This is a genomic window from Pseudomonas saudimassiliensis, from assembly GCF_000939975.1.
GTDB lineage: Bacteria > Pseudomonadota > Gammaproteobacteria > Pseudomonadales > Pseudomonadaceae > Halopseudomonas > Halopseudomonas saudimassiliensis.
Map to the genome: position 1 here is coordinate 3,118,159 of NZ_LK391969.1, position 21,267 is coordinate 3,139,425.

The window sequence follows — 21,267 nt, forward strand, 5'->3', positions numbered from 1 at the left end:
GAGCGGCACATGCCCATCGTTACTCTTCCTGACGGCAGTCAGCGCACTTTTGATCATCCCGTAAGCGTTGCCGAGGTGGCCCAGTCTATCGGTGCCGGTCTGGCGAAAGCCACCGTGGCGGGCAAGATCGACGGTCGCCTGGTTGATGCCTGTGACATCATCGATCGCGATGCCCAGCTGCAGATCATCACGCCAAAGGATGAAGAAGGGCTCGAAATCATTCGCCATTCCTGCGCCCACCTGGTTGGGCACGCCGTCAAGCAGTTGTATCCCACTGCAAAGATGGTGATCGGTCCGGTCATTGATGAAGGCTTCTATTACGACATCGCTTACGAGCGCAGCTTCACGCCGGAAGATATGGCGGCCATCGAGAAGCGCATGCGTGAGCTGATCGCCACCGAGTACGACGTCATCAAGAAGATGACGCCGCGTGACGAAGTCATCAAGGTGTTTTCCGAGCGGGGCGAGGAGTACAAGCTGCGCCTGGTCGAGGATATGCCCGATGAAACAGCCATGGGGCTGTACTATCACGAAGAATATGTCGACATGTGCCGCGGCCCGCACGTGCCCAATACCCGCTTTCTCAAGGCCTTCCAGCTGACCCGTATTTCCGGTGCCTACTGGCGCGGTGATGCCAAGAACGAGCAGCTGCAGCGCATCTATGGCACCGCCTGGGCGGACAAGAAGCAGCTGGCGGCCTATATCAAGCGTATCGAAGAGGCCGAGAAGCGCGACCATCGCAAGATCGGCAAGCGTCTGAACCTGTTCCATACCCAGGAAGAAGCCCCGGGCATGGTGTTCTGGCACCCGAACGGCTGGACCGTATATCAGGTGCTGGAGCAGTACATGCGCCAGGTGCAGCGGGGTTCCGGTTATCGCGAGATCCGCACCCCGCAGGTAGTGGATCGGGTACTCTGGGAGCGCTCCGGTCATTGGGAGCACTATTCGTCGAACATGTTCACCACCGAGTCGGAAAGTCGTGACTACGCGATCAAGCCGATGAACTGCCCGTGCCATATTCAGGTGTTCAACCAGGGGCTGAAGAGCTACCGCGAGCTGCCGCTGCGCCTGGCCGAGTTCGGCTCCTGCCATCGCAACGAACCCTCCGGTTCGCTCCATGGTCTGATGCGTGTACGTGGCTTTACCCAGGACGACGCCCACATCTTCTGTACCGATGAGCAGGTGAAATCCGAAGCAGCTGACTTTATCGCGCTGACCCTGCAGGTTTACCGCGACTTCGGCTTCGATGATGTCGAGCTGAAGCTGTCCACTCGTCCGGAAGATCGCATGGGTGATGATGCCGACTGGGATCAGGCCGAGCGCGGGCTGGAAGAGGCGCTGGACGAAGCCGGCTTGAAGTGGGAACTGCAGCCGGGTGAGGGCGCTTTCTACGGTCCGAAGATCGAATTTTCCCTGCGTGATTGCCTGGGTCGCGTCTGGCAGTGCGGTACTCTGCAGCTGGACTTCATGCTGCCGGGCCGCCTGGGTGCGCAATACGTGGCTGAAGACGGCGCCCGGAAGACGCCGGTCATGCTGCACCGCGCGATTCTCGGATCCTTCGAGCGCTTTATCGGTATCCTGATCGAACATTACGCGGGGGATTTCCCGGCCTGGTTGGCGCCCACCCAGGTGGCGGTGCTGAATATCACCGATAATCAAGCCGATTTTTGTCAGGAAGTCGAGAAATCTCTCAATGAAATGGGTTATCGCGCTGTTGCGGACTTGAGAAACGAGAAGATCGGCTTTAAAATCCGCGAGCATACTTTGCACAAGACACCCTACCTGCTGGTAATCGGGGATAGGGAAGTCGAATCGCACACTGTGGCCGTGCGCACGCGGGAGGGTAAAGATCTGGGTACGATGACAATTGCCGAGTTCTCCGAGTTTCTTGCCCGCGCCGTCGCACAACGAGGCCGCCCGAATTCGGAGCAATAAAGATTAAACGCGAGATGAGACAAGACAAAAGAGCCGCACAACGCCCGCCGATCAACGAGAACATCACGGCGCGGGAAGTGCGCCTGATCGGCGCCGAAGGTGAACAAATCGGTATCGTGTCCATTCAGGAAGCCATGGCCGCCGCTGAGGAGGCCAAGCTCGACCTGGTTGAAATCTCCCCCGATGCAGAGCCGCCTGTTTGCCGAATCATGGATTACGGCAAGCACATCTTCGAAAAGAAGAAGCAGCAGGCTGCTGCCCGGAAGAATCAGAAGATCATTCAGATCAAGGAAATCAAGTTTCGTCCAGGGACGGAGGAAGGGGACTATAAGGTCAAGCTGCGCAACCTTATCAAGTTCCTCAACGAGGGTGACAAAGCCAAGGTGTCCTTGCGATTCCGTGGCCGCGAAATGGCCCATCAGGAGCTGGGCATGGAGTTGTTGAAGCGGGTCGAAGCTGACCTCGCCGAATACGGCACCGTTGAACAGCACCCGAAGATGGAAGGTCGTCAATTGATGATGGTCCTTGCACCCAAGAAGAAAAAGTAATCTCCAGGGCAACGCCAGGCCTTGTGATTATCTTATCCACTCTATTTGGAGTACCTGAACATGGCAAAGATGAAAACCAAGAGCGGTGCCGCCAAGCGCTTTAAAGTGACTGGCAGTGGCATCAAGCACAAGCACGCTTTCAAAAGCCACATCCTGACCAAGATGAGCACCAAGCGTAAGCGCCAACTGCGTGGTACTTCTCAGCTCAATGCTGCAGACGTCCAGAAAGTTGAACGCATGTTGCGCCTCCGTTAATCAAGGTTGAGGATTTAAAGAATGGCTCGTGTTAAGCGTGGTGTAATGGCGCGTAAGCGTCACAAGAAGATTCTGAAACTCGCCAAAGGTTACTACGGTGCGCGCTCGCGTGTATTCCGGGTTGCCAAGCAGGCGGTCATCAAGGCAGGTCAGTACGCCTATCGTGACCGCAAGCAGCGCAAGCGTCAGTTTCGTGCTCTGTGGATTGCCCGTATCAACGCCGGTGCTCGTCAGAATGGCCTGTCCTACAGCCGTCTGATTGCTGGCCTGAAAAAGGCGTCCGTTGAAATCGACCGTAAGGTTCTGGCCGATCTGGCTGTGAACGAAAAAGCGGCGTTTACTGCGATTGTCGAAAAAGCAAAGGCTAGCCTGGCTTAAGCCCTCGTTACGACAATCACTGGCGCTCCGGCGCCAGTTGGCAACGTCATTAATAGGGGAAGAGCCTCATCGCTCTTCCCCTATTTTTGTTTCTGGAGTGTGAAATGGAAAACCTAGACGCGCTGGTCTCCCAGGCCCTGGAGGCCGTGCAGCAGGCGGCTGATGTCAATGCGCTGGAGCAGCTTCGCGTCCAGTATCTTGGCAAGAAGGGCGAGCTTACCCAGGTGATGAAGACCCTGGGCAACATCCCTGCCGAGGAGCGGCCCAAGGTCGGGGCCATGGTCAACGAGGCCAAGGAGCGGGTGCAAACAGCACTGAACGCTCGCAAGACCGATATGGAAGCCCAGGCGCTGAATGCCAAGCTGGCTGCCGAGCGGGTGGACGTCACCCTGCCGGGTCGCGGGCAAGTTACTGGCGGGCTGCATCCCGTCACGCGCACCATGGAGCGGATTGAAGAATTCTTTTCCCGCATCGGCTACGCCGTGGCGGAAGGCCCCGAGGTGGAGGACGATTACCACAACTTCGAGGCGCTCAATATTCCGGGTCACCATCCGGCCCGGGCGATGCACGACACCTTCTATTTCAACGCCAACACCTTGCTGCGCACCCACACCTCGCCGGTACAGGTGCGGACCATGGAAAGCCAGGAGCCGCCGATTCGTATCGTCTGCCCTGGTCGCGTCTATCGCTGCGACTCGGATCTGACCCATTCACCGATGTTCCATCAGGTCGAGGGGCTGCTGGTGGATCGCCAGGTCAGTTTTGCTGATCTCAAGGGCACCATCGCCGAGTTCCTGCAGGTGTTCTTCGAGAAGGACCTGCAGGTGCGCTTCCGGCCCTCGTTCTTCCCGTTCACGGAACCGTCCGCCGAGGTGGATATTCAGTGCGTGATGTGTAGCGGTTGCGGCTGTCGGGTATGCAAGCAGACCGGCTGGCTGGAAGTCATGGGGTGCGGCATGGTGCATCCGAACGTATTCCGTTCCTCGGGCATCGACCCCGAGCAGTTTCAGGGCTTTGCCTTTGGCATGGGCGTGGAGCGTCTGGCCATGCTGCGTTACGGCGTGAACGATCTGCGCCTGTTCTTCGACAACGATCTGCGCTTCCTTGCCCAGTTTCGCTGACACCGTAACCGCAAACCCCTTTGATAGCAGGAAGAGAACATGAAATTCAGTGAACAGTGGCTGCGCAGTTGGGTGAACCCTGAGGTTTCCCGGGACGACCTCGTTGCGCGCCTGTCCATGGCTGGCCTTGAGGTAGACAGCGTAACGCCGGCCGCCGGTGAGTTCAGCGGTGTGGTGGTGGGCGAGATTCTCAGCGCCGAGCAACATCCGGATGCCGATAAGCTCCGGGTGTGCCGCGTGAGCAATGGCAGCGAGGAGTTCCAGGTAGTGTGTGGGGCGCCCAATGCCCGTGCCGGGATCAAGATCCCCTTTGCCATGGTTGGCGCCGTACTCGGCGATGACTTCAAGATCAAGAAGGCCAAGCTGCGCGGTGTCGAATCCTTCGGCATGCTGTGCTCGGCCTCGGAACTGAAGCTGTCCGATGATCACGACGGCCTGTTCGAGCTGCCGGCAGATGCACCGACCGGTCAGAGCCTGCGCGAGTATTTGGGGCTGGACGACGCCATTATCGAAGTGGACCTGACGCCCAACCGGGGAGACTGCCTGTCGATTGCCGGCCTCGCCCGTGAAGTGGGCGCCAATTATGCTGCTCCGGTTGCCCGGCCGGTCATCGAGCCGGTTGCGGCAACCCACGACGATACACGCGCGGTCGAGCTGCTGGCTCCCGCCGCCTGTCCGCGTTACATCGGCCGGGTCATTCGCAATGTCGACCTGTCCCGGCCGACGCCACTATGGATGGTAGAGCGCCTGCGCCGCAGTGATATTCGCAGCATCGACGCCGTGGTGGATATCACCAACTACGTCATGCTGGAGCTGGGCCAGCCGCTGCATGCCTTCGATCTGGCGCAGATTCGTGGCGGTATCCGCGTCCGTATGGCAGGAGAGGGCGAGAAACTGGTATTGCTCGATGGGCAGGAAATCACTCTGCGCAGCGATACACTGGTGATTACCGACCATGAACGGCCTCTGGCGATGGCGGGCGTCATGGGCGGTGAGCATAGTGGCGTAAGTGAAGGCACCACGGACCTGTTCCTGGAAAGCGCCTTCTTCGACCAGATTGCTATCGCTGGCAAGGCGCGTAATTATGGACTGCATACCGATGCATCGCACCGTTACGAGCGGGGCGTGGACTGGCAGTTGCAGCGCGAAGCGGCGGAACGTGCCACGGCGTTGCTGCTGGATATTGTCGGCGGTGAAGCGGGGCCGGTCATCGAGGCGGTCGACTCTGCGCACCTGCCCAAGCCGGTGAGTATCACCCTGCGTAGCGAGCGGGTAGCGCAAATGCTCGGCCTGGATATCCCGGCCGCTGACATCGAAGCTTATTTGCGTGGGCTGGAGTTGAAGGTGGCCGCCACGGGTGCGGGCGAATGGCAGGTAGACGTGCCCAGCCATCGCTTCGATATCACCCTGGAGATCGACCTGATTGAAGAGCTGGCCCGCCTGTATGGCTATAACCATCTTCCCGTCAGCGCGCCGACCGCGGCGCTGAGCCTCACCCCCAAGCCCGAAACCAGAGGCGAGCTGCCCATTCTGCGTCGCCTGCTGGTCGCCCGTGGCTATCAGGAAGCGATCACCTACAGCTTCGTCGAACCGGGCCTGAACAAACTGTTCGATCCTGAAAGCGAGCCCCTGGCACTGGCTAACCCCATCTCCAGCGACATGGCGGTCATGCGTACTTCCCTGTGGCCGGGTTTAAGCAAGGCGGTGCAGTACAACCAGAACCGCCAGCAGGCGCGGGTGCGGCTGTTTGAAAGCGGCTTGCGGTTTGTGCCCCAGGCGGACGGTGAACTGCTGCAACAACCGATGCTGTCCGGCGTCGCCTGTGGTACGCGCCTGCCGGAGGGTTGGGCTAACGGCAACGACAAGCTCGACTTTCATGATGTGAAGGGTGATGTCGAGGCGGTGTTGGGGCAGGGCGGTGCATTGGCCTCCTTTATCTTCGAGCCGGCGGAACATCCTGCGCTCCACCCGGGCCAGTGCGCTCGTATCACGCGAGACGGCAAGCTGGTCGGCTGGCTGGGTGCGCTGCATCCGCAACTGGTCAACGAGCTGGATCTTCAGGGGCCGGTTTTCGTATTCGAGCTGAGTCTGGCAGAGATCACCGAAGGGCGGTTGCCGCAGTTTAGCGAACTCTCCCGTTTCCCTGAAGTCCGACGGGACATCGCCGTCCTGGTCGACAAGAGCGTAGCGGCCGGGGATTTGCTCGCAGATATCCGCGAGCAGGCAGGCGAAGCGCTGAAGAACCTCAGGCTGTTTGACGTGTATGAAGGGAAAGGTATTGATCCCCTTAGCAAAAGCCTGGCGATCGGCTTGACCTTACAGCATTCATCGCGCACTCTTACTGATGATGAAGTCAACGCAGTTATGGACAAGGTGCTCAGCTCGCTGGAGCAGGGGTTCAACGCCACACTACGGAAATAGGATGCTATGGGGGCTCTGACAAAAGCAGAAATGGCGGAACGTCTCTACGAGGAACTCGGCTTCAACAAGCGTGAAGCCAAGGAACTGGTAGAACTGTTTTTTGAAGAGATCCGCAACGCGCTTGAGAATAACGAGCAGGTCAAATTGTCCGGGTTCGGCAATTTTGACCTGCGCGACAAGCGTCAGCGCCCCGGTCGCAATCCCAAGACCGGCGAAGAGATACCTATCACGGCCCGGCGCGTGGTCACCTTCCGCCCCGGTCAGAAACTCAAGGCGCGAGTAGAAGCCTATGCTGGAACCCAGCCATAACAATGAACTGCCGGCCATTCCCGGAAAACGCTACTTCACCATTGGTGAGGTAAGCGAGCTGTGCGCCGTCAAGCCGCACGTGCTGCGCTATTGGGAGCAGGAATTTCCCCAGCTATCGCCGGTGAAGCGTCGCGGCAATCGCCGCTATTATCAGCGTCAGGATGTACTGATGATCCGACAGATTCGCTCTCTTCTGTATGACCAGGGTTTTACCATCGGCGGAGCCCGCCAGCGTCTGTCCGGCGACGAGGCGAAGGACGATGGCAGCCATTACAAACAGCTGATTCGCCAAACGATTGTCGAATTGGAGGAGGTGTTGCAGGTGCTCAAGGCGAATTGATGGAAATATGAAAAAAACCTTTCGCATTTCAGTCAGTTAATGTATAGTTCGTCCCGCTTTGGCAGGAACCGCAAAGCATAGTCGGGGCGTAGCGCAGCCTGGTAGCGCACTTGCATGGGGTGCAAGGGGTCGAGTGTTCGAATCACTCCGTCCCGACCAAAAATCCCCAAAACCCAAGCAGTCAAATGCTTGGGTTTTTTTATGCCTGCGGTTTGAGACTCGGGCATTCTCCCCAGGCCGTATATAAGCTCTGGTTCCGCAGAGCTGGCCCACCATTGCCATCAAGCCACGGTCGCGGGTCTGGGCTTTGGGGCTGAACTATTCCACTGCCTTTCTTTCATAAACCTTGAGTGCTCAAGATGGAAGACGCTGCATGGCTAACTTCAAAGTCGCGACCTTCAATATCAATGGAATCCGCTCCCGTCTCCCAGCCTTGCTCGAGTGGCTGGCGCGCGAGCAGCCGGATGTGGCGTGTCTCCAGGAGTTGAAAGCGGGGAATGATGTCTTTCCTGTCGAGGCGCTAAGGGAGGCGGGGTACGGCGCCGTTTGGCATGGTCAGAAAAGTTGGAACGGCGTCGCGATATTAGCCCGGGATGCCGAACCGTTGCTGAGTCGGCGCGGACTGCCTGGTGAGCCGCATCCGGAGCAGAGTCGCTATATAGAAGCGGTGGTGCAGGGCGTGGTGATCGGCTGTCTTTATCTGCCCAATGGCAATCCGCAGCCGGGGCCAAAGTTTGATTACAAGCTCGCCTGGTTTGAAAAATTGATCGACCATGCTGGCTCGCTGATGGAGGCGGGGCATCCGGTGGTGCTTGCTGGCGACTATAATGTGGTGCCGACTGACGAAGATATCTATAGCACGCGCTCCTGGAAAAAGGATGCGCTGCTCCAGCCCGAGAGTCGGGAGTGCTTTCAGCGATTGCTGGAGCAGGGATGGGTCGATGCCATACGTCGGTTGTATCCGGACAAGCCGGTATATACCTTCTGGGATTATTTCCGCCAGCATTGGCAAACCAACTCCGGATTGCGCATAGATCACCTGTTGCTGAGCCCATCGATTTCGAAACAACTGGTGGGTGGGGGAGTGGACCTCTGGGTTCGCGATGAACCAAAAGCCAGTGATCACGCGCCGACTTGGATTGAGTTATCAATTTGAGTACAAGGTGTTGACACCCAAGCGAAACGGCGTAGAATGCGCCGCTCACTGAAGAGGCTGGCAGGATCGCTTCTTCACGGTGAGAAAGGATTTTCAGGAAGGCGTTGACAAGGGGTTTGACTCCTGTAGAATGCGCCTCCCTGGCCCGGAACAGCAGCAGCGTTCCAGGCAGATTTGTCAAGCAGTGCAGCGCTGAAAAGCCTCACAAAAAAGCTTGACGGATCAGAAGGTTGGCGTATAATGCGCGGCCTTGGTTAAGCGGAAACGCGGACCGAATCGCTCTTTAACAAATTGGAATCAAGTAATTCGTGTGGGTGCTTGCTGGGTGCGCGATGATCGCAAGATTATCAGCCAAAGCAAGTTACTCTGTGAATTCATCGAGTTTATTTGTACGGCTGAGCCAAGTTTAGGGTTTTCTCAAAACCCGATCAGTATTTAACTGAAGAGTTTGATCATGGCTCAGATTGAACGCTGGCGGCAGGCCTAACACAATGGGGGATACAAAGGGTTGCCAAGCCGCGAGGTGGAGCTAATCCCATAAAGTCTCTCGTAGTCCGGATTGGAGTCTGCAACTCGACTCCATGAAGTCGGAATCGCTAGTAATCGTGGATCAGAATGCCACGGTGAATACGTTCCCGGGCCTTGTACACACCGCCCGTCACACCATGGGAGTGGGTTGCACCAGAAGTAGCTAGTCTAACCTTCGGGAGGACGGTTACCACGGTGTGATTCATGACTGGGGTGAAGTCGTAACAAGGTAGCCGTAGGGGAACCTGCGGCTGGATCACCTCCTTAATCGATAGATCTCGACATTCTTCAAGCACTCACACGAATTACTTGATTCCGAAAGAAAGGCGATTGGGTCTGTAGCTCAGTTGGTTGGATCGCACCCCCTGATGTTATAAAGGGCAGGGTGAGGTCGAGGCGACCGGGCAGCAAAGTAACAGACCGAGATAATTGGGTCTGTAGCTCAGTTGGTTAGAGCGCACCCCTGATAAGGGTGAGGTCGGCAGTTCGAATCTGCCCAGACCCACCAATTGTCGAGGTGTCAGGTCTGAACGGGGCCATAGCTCAGCTGGGAGAGCGCCTGCCTTGCACGCAGGAGGTCAGCGGTTCGATCCCGCTTGGCTCCACCAGGACGGCCCAGGGGCACCATCGCCAGTACTCGATAAGAGTTCATACATGAATGATTCCGCCAGGCGGGATGATTGATGTCTGATCTTTGATCAGTCGCTCTTTAACAATGTGGAAAAGTGATAGAAGTAAGACAAGACATAACGGGTGTTTCACTGCACACGTTATGGCTAAGGTAACTTGTAATCTCAAGTGCAAGTTCCGGATTGTCGTGAAATCATGTCAAGACCTATGGCTGCCAGCAATCAGCGTAAGCAGATTGTTTGGGGTTATATGGTCAAGTGAATAAGCGCATACGGTGGATGCCTTGGCAGTCAGAGGCGATGAAAGACGTGGTAGCCTGCGAAAAGCTTCGGGGAGGTGGCAAACGACCTTTGATCCGGAGATCTCTGAATGGGGAAACCCACCCAGCATAAGCTGGGTATCACACACTGAATACATAGGTGTGTGAGGCGAACCCGGGGAACTGAAACATCTAAGTACCCGGAGGAAAAGAAATCAACCGAGATTCCCCAAGTAGTGGCGAGCGAACGGGGAGCAGCCCTTAAGCGGCATTGAGTTTAGTGGAACGCTGTGGAAATGGCGGCCATAGTGGGTGATAGCCCCGTACACGAAAGACTCTTTGCCGTGAAATCGAGTAGGTCGGCGCACGTGAAACGTTGACTGAACATGGGGGGACCATCCTCCAAGGCTAAATACTCCTGACTGACCGATAGTGAACCAGTACCGTGAGGGAAAGGCGAAAAGAACCCCTGTGAGGGGAGTGAAATAGATCCTGAAACCGTATGCGTACAAGCAGTGGGAGCCGACTTGTTCGGTGACTGCGTACCTTTTGTATAATGGGTCAGCGACTTATATTCAGTGGCGAGCTTAACCGTCTAGGGGAGGCGTAGGGAAACCGAGTCTTAATAGGGCGTTTAGTCGCTGGGTATAGACCCGAAACCGGGCGATCTATCCATGGGCAGGTTGAAGGTGCCGTAACAGGCACTGGAGGACCGAACCGACTACCGTTGAAAAGTTAGCGGATGACTTGTGGATAGGAGTGAAAGGCTAATCAAGCTCGGAGATAGCTGGTTCTCCTCGAAAGCTATTTAGGTAGCGCCTCGTGTATCACCACTGGGGGTAGAGCACTGTTTGGGCTAGGGGGTCATCCCGACTTACCAACCCCATGCAAACTCCGAATACCAGTGAGTGCGAGCACGGGAGACACACGGCGGGTGCTAACGTCCGTCGTGAAAAGGGAAACAACCCAGACCGTCAGCTAAGGTCCCAAAGTTATGGTTAAGTGGGAAACGATGTGGGAAGGCTTAGACAGCTAGGAGGTTGGCTTAGAAGCAGCCATCCTTTAAAGAAAGCGTAATAGCTCACTAGTCGAGTCGGCCTGCGCGGAAGATGTAACGGGGCTCAAACCATACACCGAAGCTACGGGTGCATCGTAAGATGTGCGGTAGAGGAGCGTTCTGTAAGCCTGTGAAGGTCAATTGAGAAGTTGGCTGGAGGTATCAGAAGTGCGAATGCTGACATGAGTAACGACAATGGGAGTGAAAAACTCCCACGCCGGAAGACCAAGGGTTCCTGCGCAACGTTAATCGACGCAGGGTGAGTCGACCCCTAAGGCGAGACCGAAAGGTGTAGTCGATGGGAAACGGGTTAATATTCCCGTACTTCTGGTTACTGCGATGGGGGGACGGAGAAGGCTAGGCCAGCACGGCGTTGGTTGTCCGTGTTTAAGGTGGTAGGCTGATTTCTTAGGTAAATCCGGGAAATCAAGGCCGAGAACTGATGACGAGTGTTCTTTTAGAACATGAAGTGGTTGATGCCATGCTTCCAGGAAAAGCCTCTAAGCTTCAGGTAACTAGAAATCGTACCCCAAACCGACACAGGTGGTCAGGTAGAGAATACCAAGGCGCTTGAGAGAACTCGGGTGAAGGAACTAGGCAAAATGGCACCGTAACTTCGGGAGAAGGTGCGCCGGTGAGGGTGAAGGACTTGCTCCGTAAGCTCATGCCGGTCGAAGATACCAGGCCGCTGCAACTGTTTATTAAAAACATAGCACTCTGCAAACACGAAAGTGGACGTATAGGGTGTGACGCCTGCCCGGTGCCGGAAGGTTAATTGATGGGGTTAGCTTCGGCGAAGCTCTTGATCGAAGCCCCGGTAAACGGCGGCCGTAACTATAACGGTCCTAAGGTAGCGAAATTCCTTGTCGGGTAAGTTCCGACCTGCACGAATGGCGTAATGATGGCGGCGCTGTCTCCACCCGAGACTCAGTGAAATTGAAATCGCTGTGAAGATGCAGTGTATCCGCGGCTAGACGGAAAGACCCCGTGAACCTTTACTATAGCTTTGCACTGGACTTTGAATTTGCTTGTGTAGGATAGGTGGGAGGCTGTGAAGCGTGGACGCCAGTTCGCGTGGAGCCAACCTTGAAATACCACCCTGGCAACTTTGAGGTTCTAACTCTGGTCCGTTATCCGGATCGAGGACAGTGTATGGTGGGTAGTTTGACTGGGGCGGTCTCCTCCTAAAGAGTAACGGAGGAGTACGAAGGTGCGCTCAGCACGGTCGGAAATCGTGCGTAGAGTATAAAGGCAAAAGCGCGCTTGACTGCGAGACCAACACGTCGAGCAGGTACGAAAGTAGGTCTTAGTGATCCGGTGGTTCTGTATGGAAGGGCCATCGCTCAACGGATAAAAGGTACTCCGGGGATAACAGGCTGATACCGCCCAAGAGTTCATATCGACGGCGGTGTTTGGCACCTCGATGTCGGCTCATCACATCCTGGGGCTGAAGCCGGTCCCAAGGGTATGGCTGTTCGCCATTTAAAGTGGTACGCGAGCTGGGTTTAGAACGTCGTGAGACAGTTCGGTCCCTATCTGCCGTGGACGTTTGAGATTTGAGAGGGGCTGCTCCTAGTACGAGAGGACCGGAGTGGACGAACCTCTGGTGTTCCGGTTGTCACGCCAGTGGCATTGCCGGGTAGCTACGTTCGGAAAAGATAACCGCTGAAAGCATCTAAGCGGGAAACTTGCCTCAAGATGAGATCTCACCGGGGACTTGATCCCCCTGAAGGGCCGTCGAAGACTACGACGTTGATAGGCTGGGTGTGTAAGCGCTGTGAGGCGTTGAGCTAACCAGTACTAATTGCCCGTGTGGCTTGACCATATAACACCCAAACAATTTGGGCCTATGGCTTGACGCATTGAACGACAGTCTGGAACTGCATGGGATTACAGTTACCCCTTGTCCGACCACTATCACTTTTCCCACCCTTTACGCCGTGTGGACTAACAGCCGCATAGCAACGAATTGCTTGACGACCATAGAGCATTGGAACCACCTGATCCCATTCCGAACTCAGCAGTGAAACGATGCATCGCCGATGGTAGTGTGGGGTTTCCCCATGTGAGAGTAGGTCATCGTCAAGCGCTATAGCAACGAATTGCTTGACGACCATAGAGCATTGGAACCACCTGATCCCATTCCGAACTCAGCAGTGAAACGATGCATCGCCGATGGTAGTGTGGGGTTTCCCCATGTGAGAGTAGGTCATCGTCAAGCGCTATATCGAAACGCCCCGATCTGGAAACAGGTCGGGGCGTTTCTCTTTGCGCGGGAAAAACCTCGGGCTGCGGCATTGCTCCTGGCCCAGCACTCCGGTCTGCCCACAAAAGACCTCCCGTACCTATCTGCCCAGCGTGCATGCGCAACCTGTCGCACAACTGCACTGGCGTCGTTACATTCTCATTCATAAAGCCGGTGCGGCGCGTTATCATGCGCAGTTCATTTCCGAAGATCGACATTTCATGTTAGCTGCGTTATTCAAGATGATGTCCGATGGGCAGTTCCACTCTGGTGAAGAGCTGGGTAAGGCGCTGGGCGTCAGCCGGGCGGCGGTATGGAAGTCGCTGAAGCGCCTGGAAGACCAGGGGTTCCCTATCCAGCGTGTGCGTGGCAAAGGGTATCGCATCCCCCGTGGGGCTGCCCTGCTGGACCTGGAGGAGATCACTGCGGCGCTTCCCGCTGAGCTGGCAGGCCAGATCCAATGGCAGCTGCTGGATACCGTCGATTCCACCAACGCCTTGTTGCTCAAGCAGCTTTCAATGCGGGAACTCATACCGCAGATATGTCTGGCCGAGCAGCAGCTGGCGGGCAAGGGGCGCCGTGGGCGCGAGTGGGTCAGCCCCTATGCCCAGAATGTCTATCTTTCGTTGGCCCTGCCGTTCTCCGGGGGCGCGCAGCGGCTGGAAGGGCTGAGCCTGCTGGTTGGTCTGGTCCTGGTGCAGACGTTGGAGAGCAGCGGCTATCGTGGCTGTGGTCTGAAGTGGCCCAACGATGTGCTGCTGGATGATCGCAAGCTGGCCGGGATCCTGATCGAGCTGGGCGGAGATCTGACATCCGACTGTGTGGCGATCATCGGTGTAGGTATCAATGTGTTGATGAATGATGCTGCCGCAGCGATCGACCAGGCCTGGACTTCCCTGTTGTTATCCCGTCAGGACGGTATTCTGAATCGTAACAGCCTCATCGCCGTGTTCATTCAGCGGCTGTTCGCAGCCATAGCCATTTTCCGTGAAGAAGGGTTTGCGCCTTTTGCACAGGCCTGGCAGCAGCATGATGCCTGGTATGGGAAGCCGGTTGTGGTGCGTTCGGGCGCAGTCGTTACCGAGGGCATCGAGCGCGGTGTCGATAGCCGGGGTGCGTTGCGGCTGGATACGATGCACGGGCAGGTGGTACTCAACGGTGGTGAAGTCAGTTTGAGGCTAAACCATGATTCTTGAACTCGATTGCGGCAATACCCTGATCAAATGGCGCTTGCTGGACCGGGAAGGGCGGGTCAGGGATGGCGATATGGCGCCGGATCTGGTCGAGCTTCAGCGTCTGTTGGGTGGCCAGGAGCGTGAGATCCACGGTTGCCGGCTGGTCAGTGTGCGGTCGGCAGACGAGACCCAGGTCATCGTGGATCAGCTGACCAGTTGGCTCAAGCGGCACCCTATGCTCGCCCGTCCGGGTCTCCACCTCGCGGGTGTGCAGAATGGTTATGCTGATGCCACCCGTCTGGGTATGGACCGCTGGCTGGCCCTGGTGGCCGGATACCAGTTATGTCAGCGCGCCTGCGTGGTGATCGATCTGGGTACGGCGGTCACCACCGACTTCGTCGATGCTCAGGGGCGGCATCTAGGTGGCTTCATTGCGCCAGGCAGCAAGCTGCTGCGGGGCAGCCTCCTCAGTCATACTCGCCTGATCCGCTATGAAGGAACTGTCCAGGGCGACCTGCGCGCCCCGCAGCCGGGAACCACCACGGCCGAGGCGGTAGAGTTCGGTTGCGAGCTGATGCTCTCGGGCTTTGTGCGGGAGCAGTTGCGCATCGCCAGGCAGCTGCTGGGCGACGACCCGGCAGTGATCCTCACCGGTGGCGATGCCGCCAGCATGAGCGCGGTGCTACCGGAGAGCTGCGAGGTGGTAGGCGATCTGGTATTCCGCGGTCTGGCCCTGGCCTGTCCGATGGAGTTCGGCCCGTGAAATACCTGTTCCTGTCGTTGGTGTTGCTCAATATCCTCTATGGGCTATGGCAGCTGCAGGGCAATGCGACGCTCGATGTCACCGATACCGCTCGGCCCCAGCCGCCGCCCGCGCCGGCGGCTGCTCCTCCATCCTCGCGCGAGCCCACACAACCCGACGCCGCAGCCTTGTGCGTTACCCTGGGCAAGTTCACCGATCAGGGGGTGGCCGAGCAACTGCGTCAGCGCCTGCTGGTCCTGGATATCGAGTCGAGGCTGCAAACCAGAGAGGTGGTGGTCGGTGCTGATTACTGGCTGGTGATGCCCGTGGTGGGCGGCGAGCGCCATGCGGTAATCCAATTGTCGGCGCTGCAGGAGCAGGGCATAGACAGTTTCCTGATCACGCGGGGAGAGATGGCCGGCAGTCTGTCGCTGGGTGTGTTTTCACGGGAGGACCACGCCCAGGTGAGGCAGGAGCAGTTGCAGCAGGCGGGGCTTGATGTTCGCCTGCATGTGCTCAACAAGACAGAGCGGCAATATGTCGTGGAAGTCGGCAGCAAGGCCCGGCGGTTGGTGGATCAGGCGATGTTGACCCGCCTGCGCGCTGACTTTCCCGGTCTGCAGCACCAATATGAGCTCTGTCAGGCGTTGCCAATCGCTGGCGTATCCCCTAGAATGGCGGCCGCTTCAGTCGGGGCTCCGTGAAAAACCGGGCCGGCACGCGGAAGCGAAGCTCTGAACCAACACAAGTTGCGGTTTTTTCTAAGAAAAGTGTTGACAGAGTGGCGCCAAGTGAAGAAAATGGCGCCTCTTTTACGGAGGGGTTCCCGAGCGGTCAAAGGGATCAGACTGTAAATCTGACGGCTTAGCCTTCGAAGGTTCGAATCCTTCCCCCTCCACCAGATTTAGTATTGCCGGGCACGGTGCTCTTGGCGGGTATAGTTCAACGGTAGAACCTCAGCCTTCCAAGCTGATGGTGCGGGTTCGATTCCCGCTACCCGCTCCAGTCCGGCAATGCGACGGTGTAAGCTCATGTAGCTCAGTTGGTAGAGCACACCCTTGGTAAGGGTGAGGTCAGCGGTTCAAATCCGCTCATGAGCTCCAATATCAAGGCAGATATGCAAATATCTGCCTTTTATTTAATGGTCGCGTGACTCGCGCATTGCATTCAGCAGAGGGGATCTCTCGATGGCTAAAGAGAAGTTCGAACGCAGCAAACCGCACCTGAACGTGGGCACCATCGGTCACGTTGACCATGGCAAGACCACTCTGACCGCTGCTCTGACCCGCGTTTGCGCCGAAGTATTCGGCAGCGCTGGCACCTCCAAGGGCTACGATCAGATCGACAACGCAGCAAACCGCACCTGAACGTGGGCACCATCGGTCACGTTGACCATGGCAAGACCACTCTGACCGCTGCTCTGACCCGCGTTTGCGCCGAAGTATTCGGCAGCGCTGGCACCTCCAAGGGCTACGATCAGATCGACAACGCGCCGGAAGAGAAGGCTCGTGGTATCACCATCAACACGTCCCACGTTGAGTATGATTCCCCGACTCGTCACTACGCGCACGTTGACTGCCCCGGTCACGCTGACTACGTCAAGAACATGATCACCGGTGCTGCCCAGATGGACGGCGCGATCCTGGTCTGCTCCGCTGCTGACGGCCCGATGCCGCAGACCCGCGAGCACATCCTGCTGTCCCGTCAGGTTGGCGTTCCTTACATCGTCGTGTTCCTGAACAAGGCCGACATGGTTGACGATGAAGAGCTGCTGGAACTGGTCGAGATGGAAGTGCGTGATCTGCTGAGCACCTACGACTTCCCGGGCGACGACACCCCGATCATCATCGGTTCCGCGCTGATGGCGCTGGAAGGTCGTGACGACAACGGCATGGGTACCACTGCGGTCAAGACCCTGGTCGAGACTCTGGATGCGTACATCCCCGAGCCCGAGCGTGCCATCGATAAGCCGTTCCTGATGCCGATCGAGGACGTGTTCTCCATTTCCGGTCGCGGTACTGTTGTGACTGGTCGTGTTGAGCGCGGTATCGTCAAGGTCCAGGAAGAAGTGGAAATCGTTGGTATCAAGGACACCGTCAAGACTACCTGTACTGGTGTCGAGATGTTCCGCAAGCTGCTCGACGAAGGTCGTGCCGGTGAGAACGTCGGTGTACTGCTGCGCGGTACCAAGCGTGAAGACGTTGAGCGTGGTCAGGTTCTGGCCAAGCCGGGCACCATCAAGCCGCACACCCAGTTCGAAGCTGAAGTGTACGTGCTGGGCAAGGACGAAGGCGGCCGTCACACTCCGTTCTTCAAGGGCTACCGTCCGCAGTTCTACTTCCGTACTACTGACGTGACCGGTTCCTGCGAACTGCCGGAAGGCGTGGAAATGGTTATGCCGGGCGACAACGTAAAACTGGTTGTTACCCTGATCGCTCCGATCGCCATGGAAGACGGCCTGCGCTTCGCTATTCGCGAAGGTGGTCGTACCGTTGGCGCCGGCGTGGTTGCCAAGATCATCGCTTAATTATGCCGGGCGACAACGTAAAACTGGTTGTTACCCTGATCGCTCCGATCGCCATGGAAGACGGCCTGCGCTTCGCTATTCGCGAAGGTGGTCGTACCGTTGGCGCCGGCGTGGTTGCCAAGATCATCGCTTAATTAGTAATTGATCTTGAACTGTTGAGCCGGTATCATTGCCGGCTCAACTGCGATTACAGGCCAGTAGCTCAATTGGCAGAGCGGCGGTCTCCAAAACCGCAGGTTGGGGGTTCGATTCCCTCCTGGCCTGCCAGATTATCTGGCAAAGACAAAACAGGATTTTACGATTGATGAGCACCAAGGCAGAAACTCACGATAGCCGCTTAGATGTATTCAAGTGGATCGTCGTGGCTATACTCGTTTTTGTCGGCGTTTACGGTAATCATTATTTCGCAGCCGAATCTGTTTTGTATCGTGCCGTAGCGCTGGTTGCGCTCGGCCTGGTGGCGGGCTTTGTTGCCCTGCAGACCGAAAAAGGCAAGGCCTTCTGGGCGCTGCTCAAAGAAGCACGCATCGAGATCCGCAAGGTCGTCTGGCCAACTCGTACGGAAACCACTCAGACAACGCTGATCGTCGTAGCCGTTGTGCTGGTCATGGCCCTGATCCTCTGGGGGCTCGATACCCTGCTGGGTTGGATTATTTCTAAGTTCATTGGCTAAAGGTGCTCCGTGTCTAAGCGTTGGTACGTCATACATGCCTACTCCGGATTCGAGAAGCACGTGATGCGCTCGCTCCAGGAGCGGGTCAAGCTGGCCGGAATGGAAGATCAGTTTGGTGAGATCCTTGTGCCCACCGAAGAAGTGGTGGAAATGCGCAACGGTCAGAAGCGCAAGAGTGAGCGCAAATTCTTCCCGGGCTACGTGCTCGTTCAGATGGAAATGAACGAAGGCACCTGGCACCTGGTCAAGGATACCTCCCGCGTACTCGGCTTCATCGGTGGTACGGCGGACAAGCCGGCACCCATCACCGATCGCGAAGCTGAAGCCATCCTGCGCCGCGTTGCCGACGGCAGCGATAAGCCCAAGCCGAAGACACTGTTTGAGCCGGGTGAGGTTGTTCGGGTTACCGACGGGCCCTTTGCCGACTTCAATGGTGTTGTTGAAGAAGTTAATTATGAGAAAAGCCGTGTTCAGGTGGCTGTTCTCATCTTTGGTCGCCCCACGCCAGTGGAGCTCGAATTCAGCCAGGTCGAAAAAGGCTGAGTTCCATCGCCCGCCTGAACCCTGCAGTGCCTGAAGGCAGTGCGGGGTTTTGTTGTCAGTGGGCACTACGTTAAGTCGGGGAGCCGCAAGGCGCTATTACCCATTGGAGAAAACAGATGGCAAAGAAGATTCAGGCTTATATCAAGCTGCAAGTCAAGGCCGGTCAGGCTAACCCGAGTCCACCGGTAGGTCCGGCCCTGGGTCAGCACGGCGTGAACATCATGGAATTCTGCAAGGCGTTCAACGCCAAGACCCAGGGCGTTGAGCCAGGTCTGCCGACTCCCGTGATCATCACTGTATACAGCGACCGCAGCTTCACTTTTGAAACCAAAAGTACACCTGCTGCCGTTCTGCTGATGAAAGCTGCTGGTGTGAAGGGCGGTTCCGCTCGTCCCAACAGCCAGAAGGTTGGCACTGTTACCCGTGCCCAGATCGAAGAGATCGCCAAGACCAAGGAAGCTGATCTGACTGCTGCTGATCTGGAAGCTGCTGTGCGCACCATCGCGGGTTCCGCCCGTAGCATGGGCCTGACCGTGGAGGGTGTGTAAATGGCTAAGCTCACCAAGCGTCAAAAGGCAATCAACGAGAAAGTTGATAGCACCAAGGTTTACAGCTTCGAAGAAGCCGCAGCCCTGCTGGCTGAAGTATCCAGCGTCAAGTTTGTTGAGTCCGTTGACGTTGCCGTCAACCTCGGCGTTGACCCGCGCAAATCCGACCAGGTCGTGCGTGGCGCTACCCTGCTGCCCCACGGCACTGGCAAGACCGTTCGCGTTGCTGTGTTCACCCAGGGTGCCAACGCTGAAGCCGCACTGGCTGCCGGCGCTGACAAGGTTGGTATGGACGACCTGGCTGCCGATATGAAAGCCGGCAACCTGGACTATGACGTTGTCATCGCTTCTCCGGATGCCATGCGCGTTGTGGGTCAGCTGGGTCAGCTGCTGGGCCCGCGCGGCCTGATGCCGAACCCGAAGGTTGGCACTGTATCCGCTGACGTGGGTACTGCCGTGAAGAATGCCAAGGCTGGTCAGGTTCGCTACCGCACCGACAAGAACGGCATCATTCATTGCTCCGTCGGCAAGGTCGGCTTCGAGCCGGTCAAGCTGAAAGAGAACGTCGAGGCCCTGCTGGCTGACCTGAAAAAGGCCAAGCCGTCTACCTCCAAGGGTATCTACCTGCAGCGCGTATCCCTGAGCACCACCATGGGTCCGGGCGTTCAGGTTGACCACGCTTCTCTGAATATCTGATTCAATGGCGCGCTGCCCGCAGCGCGCTACTTATTGGGGTCCCTGCCGGTTGGGGGCTATCCAAGACCGTAGGTGGCGCGAGCCTCAAATCGGGGAGTGATCCCCGGGCCTACGCAGATGGTGCTCACGATTCAGTGCAGGCTGGATCAGACACCAAAACATATCGCCCCAGGGCGATCAATGGTAAATCCAGGAGTAGAACCCGTGGCAATTAAGCTCGAAGACAAAAAGGCCATCGTCGCTGAAGTCAACGAAGCTGCCAAAGGTGCGCTGTCTGCCGTTGTGGCTGATGCCCGCGGTGTAAGCGTATCTGCCATGACTGGTCTGCGCAAAGATGCACGCGAAGCTGGCGTTTACGTACGTGTCGTACGTAACACCCTGCTGCGCCGTGCGGTTGAAGGCACCGAGTATGACTGCCTCAACGAAGTCTTTGTCGGTCCGACTCTGATTGCATTCTCCACCGAGCATCCGGGCGCCGCTGCCCGTCTGTTCAAGGAGTTCGCAAAGGGTCAGGACAAGTTCCAGATCAAGGCAGCTGCGTTTGAAGGCAACTACCTTTCAGCTGACCAGATCGACATTCTGGCCACACTGCCAACATACGACGAGGCGATCAGCCAGCTGATGAGCGTGATTCAAGGCGCTACCAGCAAGTTCGTTCGTACCTTGGCTGCTGTCCGCGATCAGAAGGAAGCCGAGGCGGCCTGATTGGTCGACTGACGCTTTACTCGTTTGCTTTTAATGTTTTGACGGCGCAGAACGCCGTCCCCCAATACAGGAATATAGAGTCATGGCTCTGACCAACGAAGATATCATCAACGCAGTATCCGAAATGTCCGTTATGCAGGTCGTTGAACTGATCAGCGCAATGGAAGAGAAGTTCGGCGTATCCGCTGCTGCAGCTGTTGCTGCTGGCCCGGCTGCCGGCGGCGCTGCTGCCGTTGAAGAGCAGACCGAGTTCAACGTTATTCTGACCGCCGCTGGCGAGAAGAAAGTTAACGTGATCAAGGCAGTACGTGAACTGACCGGTCTGGGCCTGAAAGAAGCCAAGGCTATGGTTGATGGCGCTCCGGCTACCATCAAGGAAGGCGTTTCCAAGGACGAAGCCGAAGCCGCGAAGAAGTCGCTGGAAGAGGCTGGTGCAGCGGTCGAGCTCAAGTAAGCTTGCGCGACCTTGCGTCGAC

21 protein-coding genes, 7 tRNA genes, 3 rRNA genes and 1 other annotated feature are annotated in these 21,267 nt (G+C 57.1%); all 31 genes read left to right on the forward strand.

The features are described 5' to 3' along the window. Positions 1 to 9 precede the first annotated feature (9 nt). The 31 genes from thrS to rplL all read left to right on the forward strand — a co-directional run bounded on the left by thrS (position 10) and on the right by rplL (position 21,245). Entirely contained in the window at positions 10 to 1,935 is a 1,926-nt protein-coding gene (gene thrS, locus VG99_RS14270; RefSeq protein WP_044501056.1) for a threonine--tRNA ligase, read from the forward strand. Then, entirely contained in the window at positions 1,932 to 2,483 is a 552-nt protein-coding gene (infC, locus tag VG99_RS14275; protein WP_204216768.1) for a translation initiation factor IF-3, read from the forward strand. The genes thrS and infC overlap by 4 nt, the downstream gene beginning before the upstream one ends. A 60-nt stretch (positions 2,484 to 2,543) precedes the next feature. Continuing rightward, complete coding sequence (gene rpmI, locus VG99_RS14280) at positions 2,544 to 2,738, forward strand: 50S ribosomal protein L35 (RefSeq protein ID WP_036992255.1); 195 nt, start codon at positions 2,544 to 2,546, stop codon at positions 2,736 to 2,738. A gap of 21 nt (positions 2,739 to 2,759) precedes the next feature. Continuing rightward, positions 2,760 to 3,116 (forward strand): 50S ribosomal protein L20, encoded by a 357-nt coding sequence (rplT, locus tag VG99_RS14285; RefSeq protein WP_044501062.1) that lies wholly within the window; start codon positions 2,760 to 2,762, stop codon positions 3,114 to 3,116. 104 nt (positions 3,117 to 3,220) lie between these two features. Next, positions 3,221 to 4,237, forward strand: coding sequence for a phenylalanine--tRNA ligase subunit alpha (pheS, locus tag VG99_RS14290; RefSeq protein ID WP_044501065.1), 1,017 nt, complete (start codon positions 3,221 to 3,223; stop codon positions 4,235 to 4,237). A gap of 39 nt (positions 4,238 to 4,276) precedes the next feature. Further along, entirely contained in the window at positions 4,277 to 6,658 is a 2,382-nt protein-coding gene (gene pheT / locus VG99_RS14295) for a phenylalanine--tRNA ligase subunit beta (RefSeq protein WP_044501069.1), read from the forward strand. Positions 6,659 to 6,664: 6 nt separating this feature from the next. Continuing rightward, positions 6,665 to 6,967, forward strand: a complete 303-nt coding sequence (gene ihfA / locus VG99_RS14300) for an integration host factor subunit alpha (protein WP_044501071.1) — start codon at positions 6,665 to 6,667, stop codon at positions 6,965 to 6,967. Further along, a complete protein-coding gene (locus VG99_RS14305) occupies positions 6,948 to 7,307 on the forward strand; it encodes a MerR family transcriptional regulator (protein WP_044501074.1) in 360 nt (119 codons plus the stop codon). Before ihfA ends, VG99_RS14305 begins: the two co-directional genes overlap by 20 nt. Positions 7,308 to 7,389: 82 nt before the next feature. Continuing rightward, positions 7,390 to 7,466, forward strand: a tRNA-Pro gene (locus VG99_RS14310). 214 nt (positions 7,467 to 7,680) lie between these two features. After that, positions 7,681 to 8,463 (forward strand): exodeoxyribonuclease III, encoded by a 783-nt coding sequence (locus VG99_RS14315; protein WP_044501076.1) that lies wholly within the window; start codon positions 7,681 to 7,683, stop codon positions 8,461 to 8,463. A 428-nt stretch (positions 8,464 to 8,891) separates the two neighbouring features. Beyond that, positions 8,892 to 9,245 (forward strand) — a sequence feature (16S ribosomal RNA rRNA prediction is too short). A gap of 177 nt (positions 9,246 to 9,422) precedes the next feature. Further along, positions 9,423 to 9,499 (forward strand) — tRNA-Ile (locus VG99_RS14320). A 24-nt stretch (positions 9,500 to 9,523) separates the two neighbouring features. After that, a tRNA-Ala gene (locus VG99_RS14325) sits at positions 9,524 to 9,599 on the forward strand. A gap of 273 nt (positions 9,600 to 9,872) precedes the next feature. Beyond that, positions 9,873 to 12,762 (forward strand): 23S ribosomal RNA (locus VG99_RS14330). A gap of 147 nt (positions 12,763 to 12,909) precedes the next feature. Further along, positions 12,910 to 13,025 (forward strand): 5S ribosomal RNA (gene rrf / locus VG99_RS14335). A 17-nt stretch (positions 13,026 to 13,042) separates the two neighbouring features. After that, positions 13,043 to 13,158, forward strand: a 5S ribosomal RNA gene (gene rrf, locus VG99_RS14340). 245 nt (positions 13,159 to 13,403) lie between these two features. Continuing rightward, the gene (birA, locus tag VG99_RS14345) at positions 13,404 to 14,378 is read left to right on the forward strand and encodes a bifunctional biotin--[acetyl-CoA-carboxylase] ligase/biotin operon repressor BirA (protein WP_044501674.1); all 975 of its coding nucleotides are present in this window, start codon (positions 13,404 to 13,406) and stop codon (positions 14,376 to 14,378) included. Further along, positions 14,368 to 15,120: a type III pantothenate kinase gene (locus VG99_RS14350; protein ID WP_044501079.1), complete on the forward strand. Its 753-nt coding sequence runs from the start codon at positions 14,368 to 14,370 to the stop codon at positions 15,118 to 15,120. Before birA ends, VG99_RS14350 begins: the two co-directional genes overlap by 11 nt. Continuing rightward, positions 15,117 to 15,803: an SPOR domain-containing protein gene (locus tag VG99_RS14355; protein WP_052508819.1), complete on the forward strand. Its 687-nt coding sequence runs from the start codon at positions 15,117 to 15,119 to the stop codon at positions 15,801 to 15,803. Before VG99_RS14350 ends, VG99_RS14355 begins: the two co-directional genes overlap by 4 nt. Before the next feature lie 112 nt (positions 15,804 to 15,915). Next, positions 15,916 to 16,000: transfer RNA gene (locus VG99_RS14360), tRNA-Tyr, on the forward strand. Between the two features lie 30 nt (positions 16,001 to 16,030). Continuing rightward, positions 16,031 to 16,104: transfer RNA gene (locus VG99_RS14365), tRNA-Gly, on the forward strand. Positions 16,105 to 16,126: 22 nt separating this feature from the next. Continuing rightward, a tRNA-Thr gene (locus tag VG99_RS14370) sits at positions 16,127 to 16,202 on the forward strand. A gap of 84 nt (positions 16,203 to 16,286) precedes the next feature. Further along, positions 16,287 to 16,466, forward strand: a complete 180-nt coding sequence (locus VG99_RS14375) for a GTP-binding protein (RefSeq protein ID WP_076939767.1) — start codon at positions 16,287 to 16,289, stop codon at positions 16,464 to 16,466. Continuing rightward, positions 16,403 to 17,626 (forward strand): elongation factor Tu, encoded by a 1,224-nt coding sequence (tuf, locus tag VG99_RS14380; protein WP_044501677.1) that lies wholly within the window; start codon positions 16,403 to 16,405, stop codon positions 17,624 to 17,626. Before VG99_RS14375 ends, tuf begins: the two co-directional genes overlap by 64 nt. Positions 17,627 to 17,628: 2 nt before the next feature. After that, complete coding sequence (locus VG99_RS16390) at positions 17,629 to 17,760, forward strand: EF-Tu C-terminal domain-related protein (RefSeq protein WP_076939768.1); 132 nt, start codon at positions 17,629 to 17,631, stop codon at positions 17,758 to 17,760. A gap of 57 nt (positions 17,761 to 17,817) precedes the next feature. Beyond that, a tRNA-Trp gene (locus tag VG99_RS14385) sits at positions 17,818 to 17,893 on the forward strand. 37 nt (positions 17,894 to 17,930) lie between these two features. Beyond that, the gene (gene secE, locus VG99_RS14390; RefSeq protein WP_044501678.1) at positions 17,931 to 18,299 is read left to right on the forward strand and encodes a preprotein translocase subunit SecE; all 369 of its coding nucleotides are present in this window, start codon (positions 17,931 to 17,933) and stop codon (positions 18,297 to 18,299) included. A gap of 9 nt (positions 18,300 to 18,308) precedes the next feature. Next, positions 18,309 to 18,842 (forward strand): transcription termination/antitermination protein NusG, encoded by a 534-nt coding sequence (gene nusG, locus VG99_RS14395; protein WP_036993755.1) that lies wholly within the window; start codon positions 18,309 to 18,311, stop codon positions 18,840 to 18,842. A 116-nt stretch (positions 18,843 to 18,958) separates the two neighbouring features. Beyond that, a complete protein-coding gene (rplK, locus tag VG99_RS14400) occupies positions 18,959 to 19,390 on the forward strand; it encodes a 50S ribosomal protein L11 (RefSeq protein WP_044501084.1) in 432 nt (143 codons plus the stop codon). Then, entirely contained in the window at positions 19,391 to 20,086 is a 696-nt protein-coding gene (gene rplA, locus VG99_RS14405) for a 50S ribosomal protein L1 (protein ID WP_044501086.1), read from the forward strand. A 204-nt stretch (positions 20,087 to 20,290) separates the two neighbouring features. Continuing rightward, positions 20,291 to 20,791 carry a 50S ribosomal protein L10 gene (gene rplJ, locus VG99_RS14410; protein ID WP_044501088.1) on the forward strand — a complete coding sequence of 167 codons (501 nt, stop codon included), beginning with the start codon at positions 20,291 to 20,293 and terminating at the stop codon, positions 20,789 to 20,791. Positions 20,792 to 20,873: 82 nt separating this feature from the next. Beyond that, positions 20,874 to 21,245 (forward strand): 50S ribosomal protein L7/L12, encoded by a 372-nt coding sequence (gene rplL / locus VG99_RS14415; RefSeq protein ID WP_044501090.1) that lies wholly within the window; start codon positions 20,874 to 20,876, stop codon positions 21,243 to 21,245. Positions 21,246 to 21,267 lie beyond the last annotated feature (22 nt).

Bases quoted from the DNA above. Each gene is read 5' to 3' on its own strand.
- thrS (WP_044501056.1), top strand. From the start codon at position 10: ATGCCCATCGTTACTCTTCCTGACGGCAGTCAGCGCACTTTTGATCAT.
- rpmI (WP_036992255.1), top strand. From the start codon at position 2,544: ATGGCAAAGATGAAAACCAAGAGCGGTGCCGCCAAGCGCTTTAAAGTG.
- rplT (WP_044501062.1), top strand. From the start codon at position 2,760: ATGGCTCGTGTTAAGCGTGGTGTAATGGCGCGTAAGCGTCACAAGAAG.
- pheS (WP_044501065.1), top strand. From the start codon at position 3,221: ATGGAAAACCTAGACGCGCTGGTCTCCCAGGCCCTGGAGGCCGTGCAG.
- pheT (WP_044501069.1), top strand. From the start codon at position 4,277: ATGAAATTCAGTGAACAGTGGCTGCGCAGTTGGGTGAACCCTGAGGTT.
- ihfA (WP_044501071.1), top strand. From the start codon at position 6,665: ATGGGGGCTCTGACAAAAGCAGAAATGGCGGAACGTCTCTACGAGGAA.
- VG99_RS14305 (WP_044501074.1), top strand. From the start codon at position 6,948: ATGCTGGAACCCAGCCATAACAATGAACTGCCGGCCATTCCCGGAAAA.
- VG99_RS14315 (WP_044501076.1), top strand. From the start codon at position 7,681: ATGGCTAACTTCAAAGTCGCGACCTTCAATATCAATGGAATCCGCTCC.
- birA (WP_044501674.1), top strand. From the start codon at position 13,404: ATGTTAGCTGCGTTATTCAAGATGATGTCCGATGGGCAGTTCCACTCT.
- VG99_RS14350 (WP_044501079.1), top strand. From the start codon at position 14,368: ATGATTCTTGAACTCGATTGCGGCAATACCCTGATCAAATGGCGCTTG.
- VG99_RS14375 (WP_076939767.1), top strand. From the start codon at position 16,287: ATGGCTAAAGAGAAGTTCGAACGCAGCAAACCGCACCTGAACGTGGGC.
- VG99_RS16390 (WP_076939768.1), top strand. From the start codon at position 17,629: ATGCCGGGCGACAACGTAAAACTGGTTGTTACCCTGATCGCTCCGATC.
- secE (WP_044501678.1), top strand. From the start codon at position 17,931: ATGAGCACCAAGGCAGAAACTCACGATAGCCGCTTAGATGTATTCAAG.
- rplK (WP_044501084.1), top strand. From the start codon at position 18,959: ATGGCAAAGAAGATTCAGGCTTATATCAAGCTGCAAGTCAAGGCCGGT.
- rplA (WP_044501086.1), top strand. From the start codon at position 19,391: ATGGCTAAGCTCACCAAGCGTCAAAAGGCAATCAACGAGAAAGTTGAT.
- rplL (WP_044501090.1), top strand. From the start codon at position 20,874: ATGGCTCTGACCAACGAAGATATCATCAACGCAGTATCCGAAATGTCC.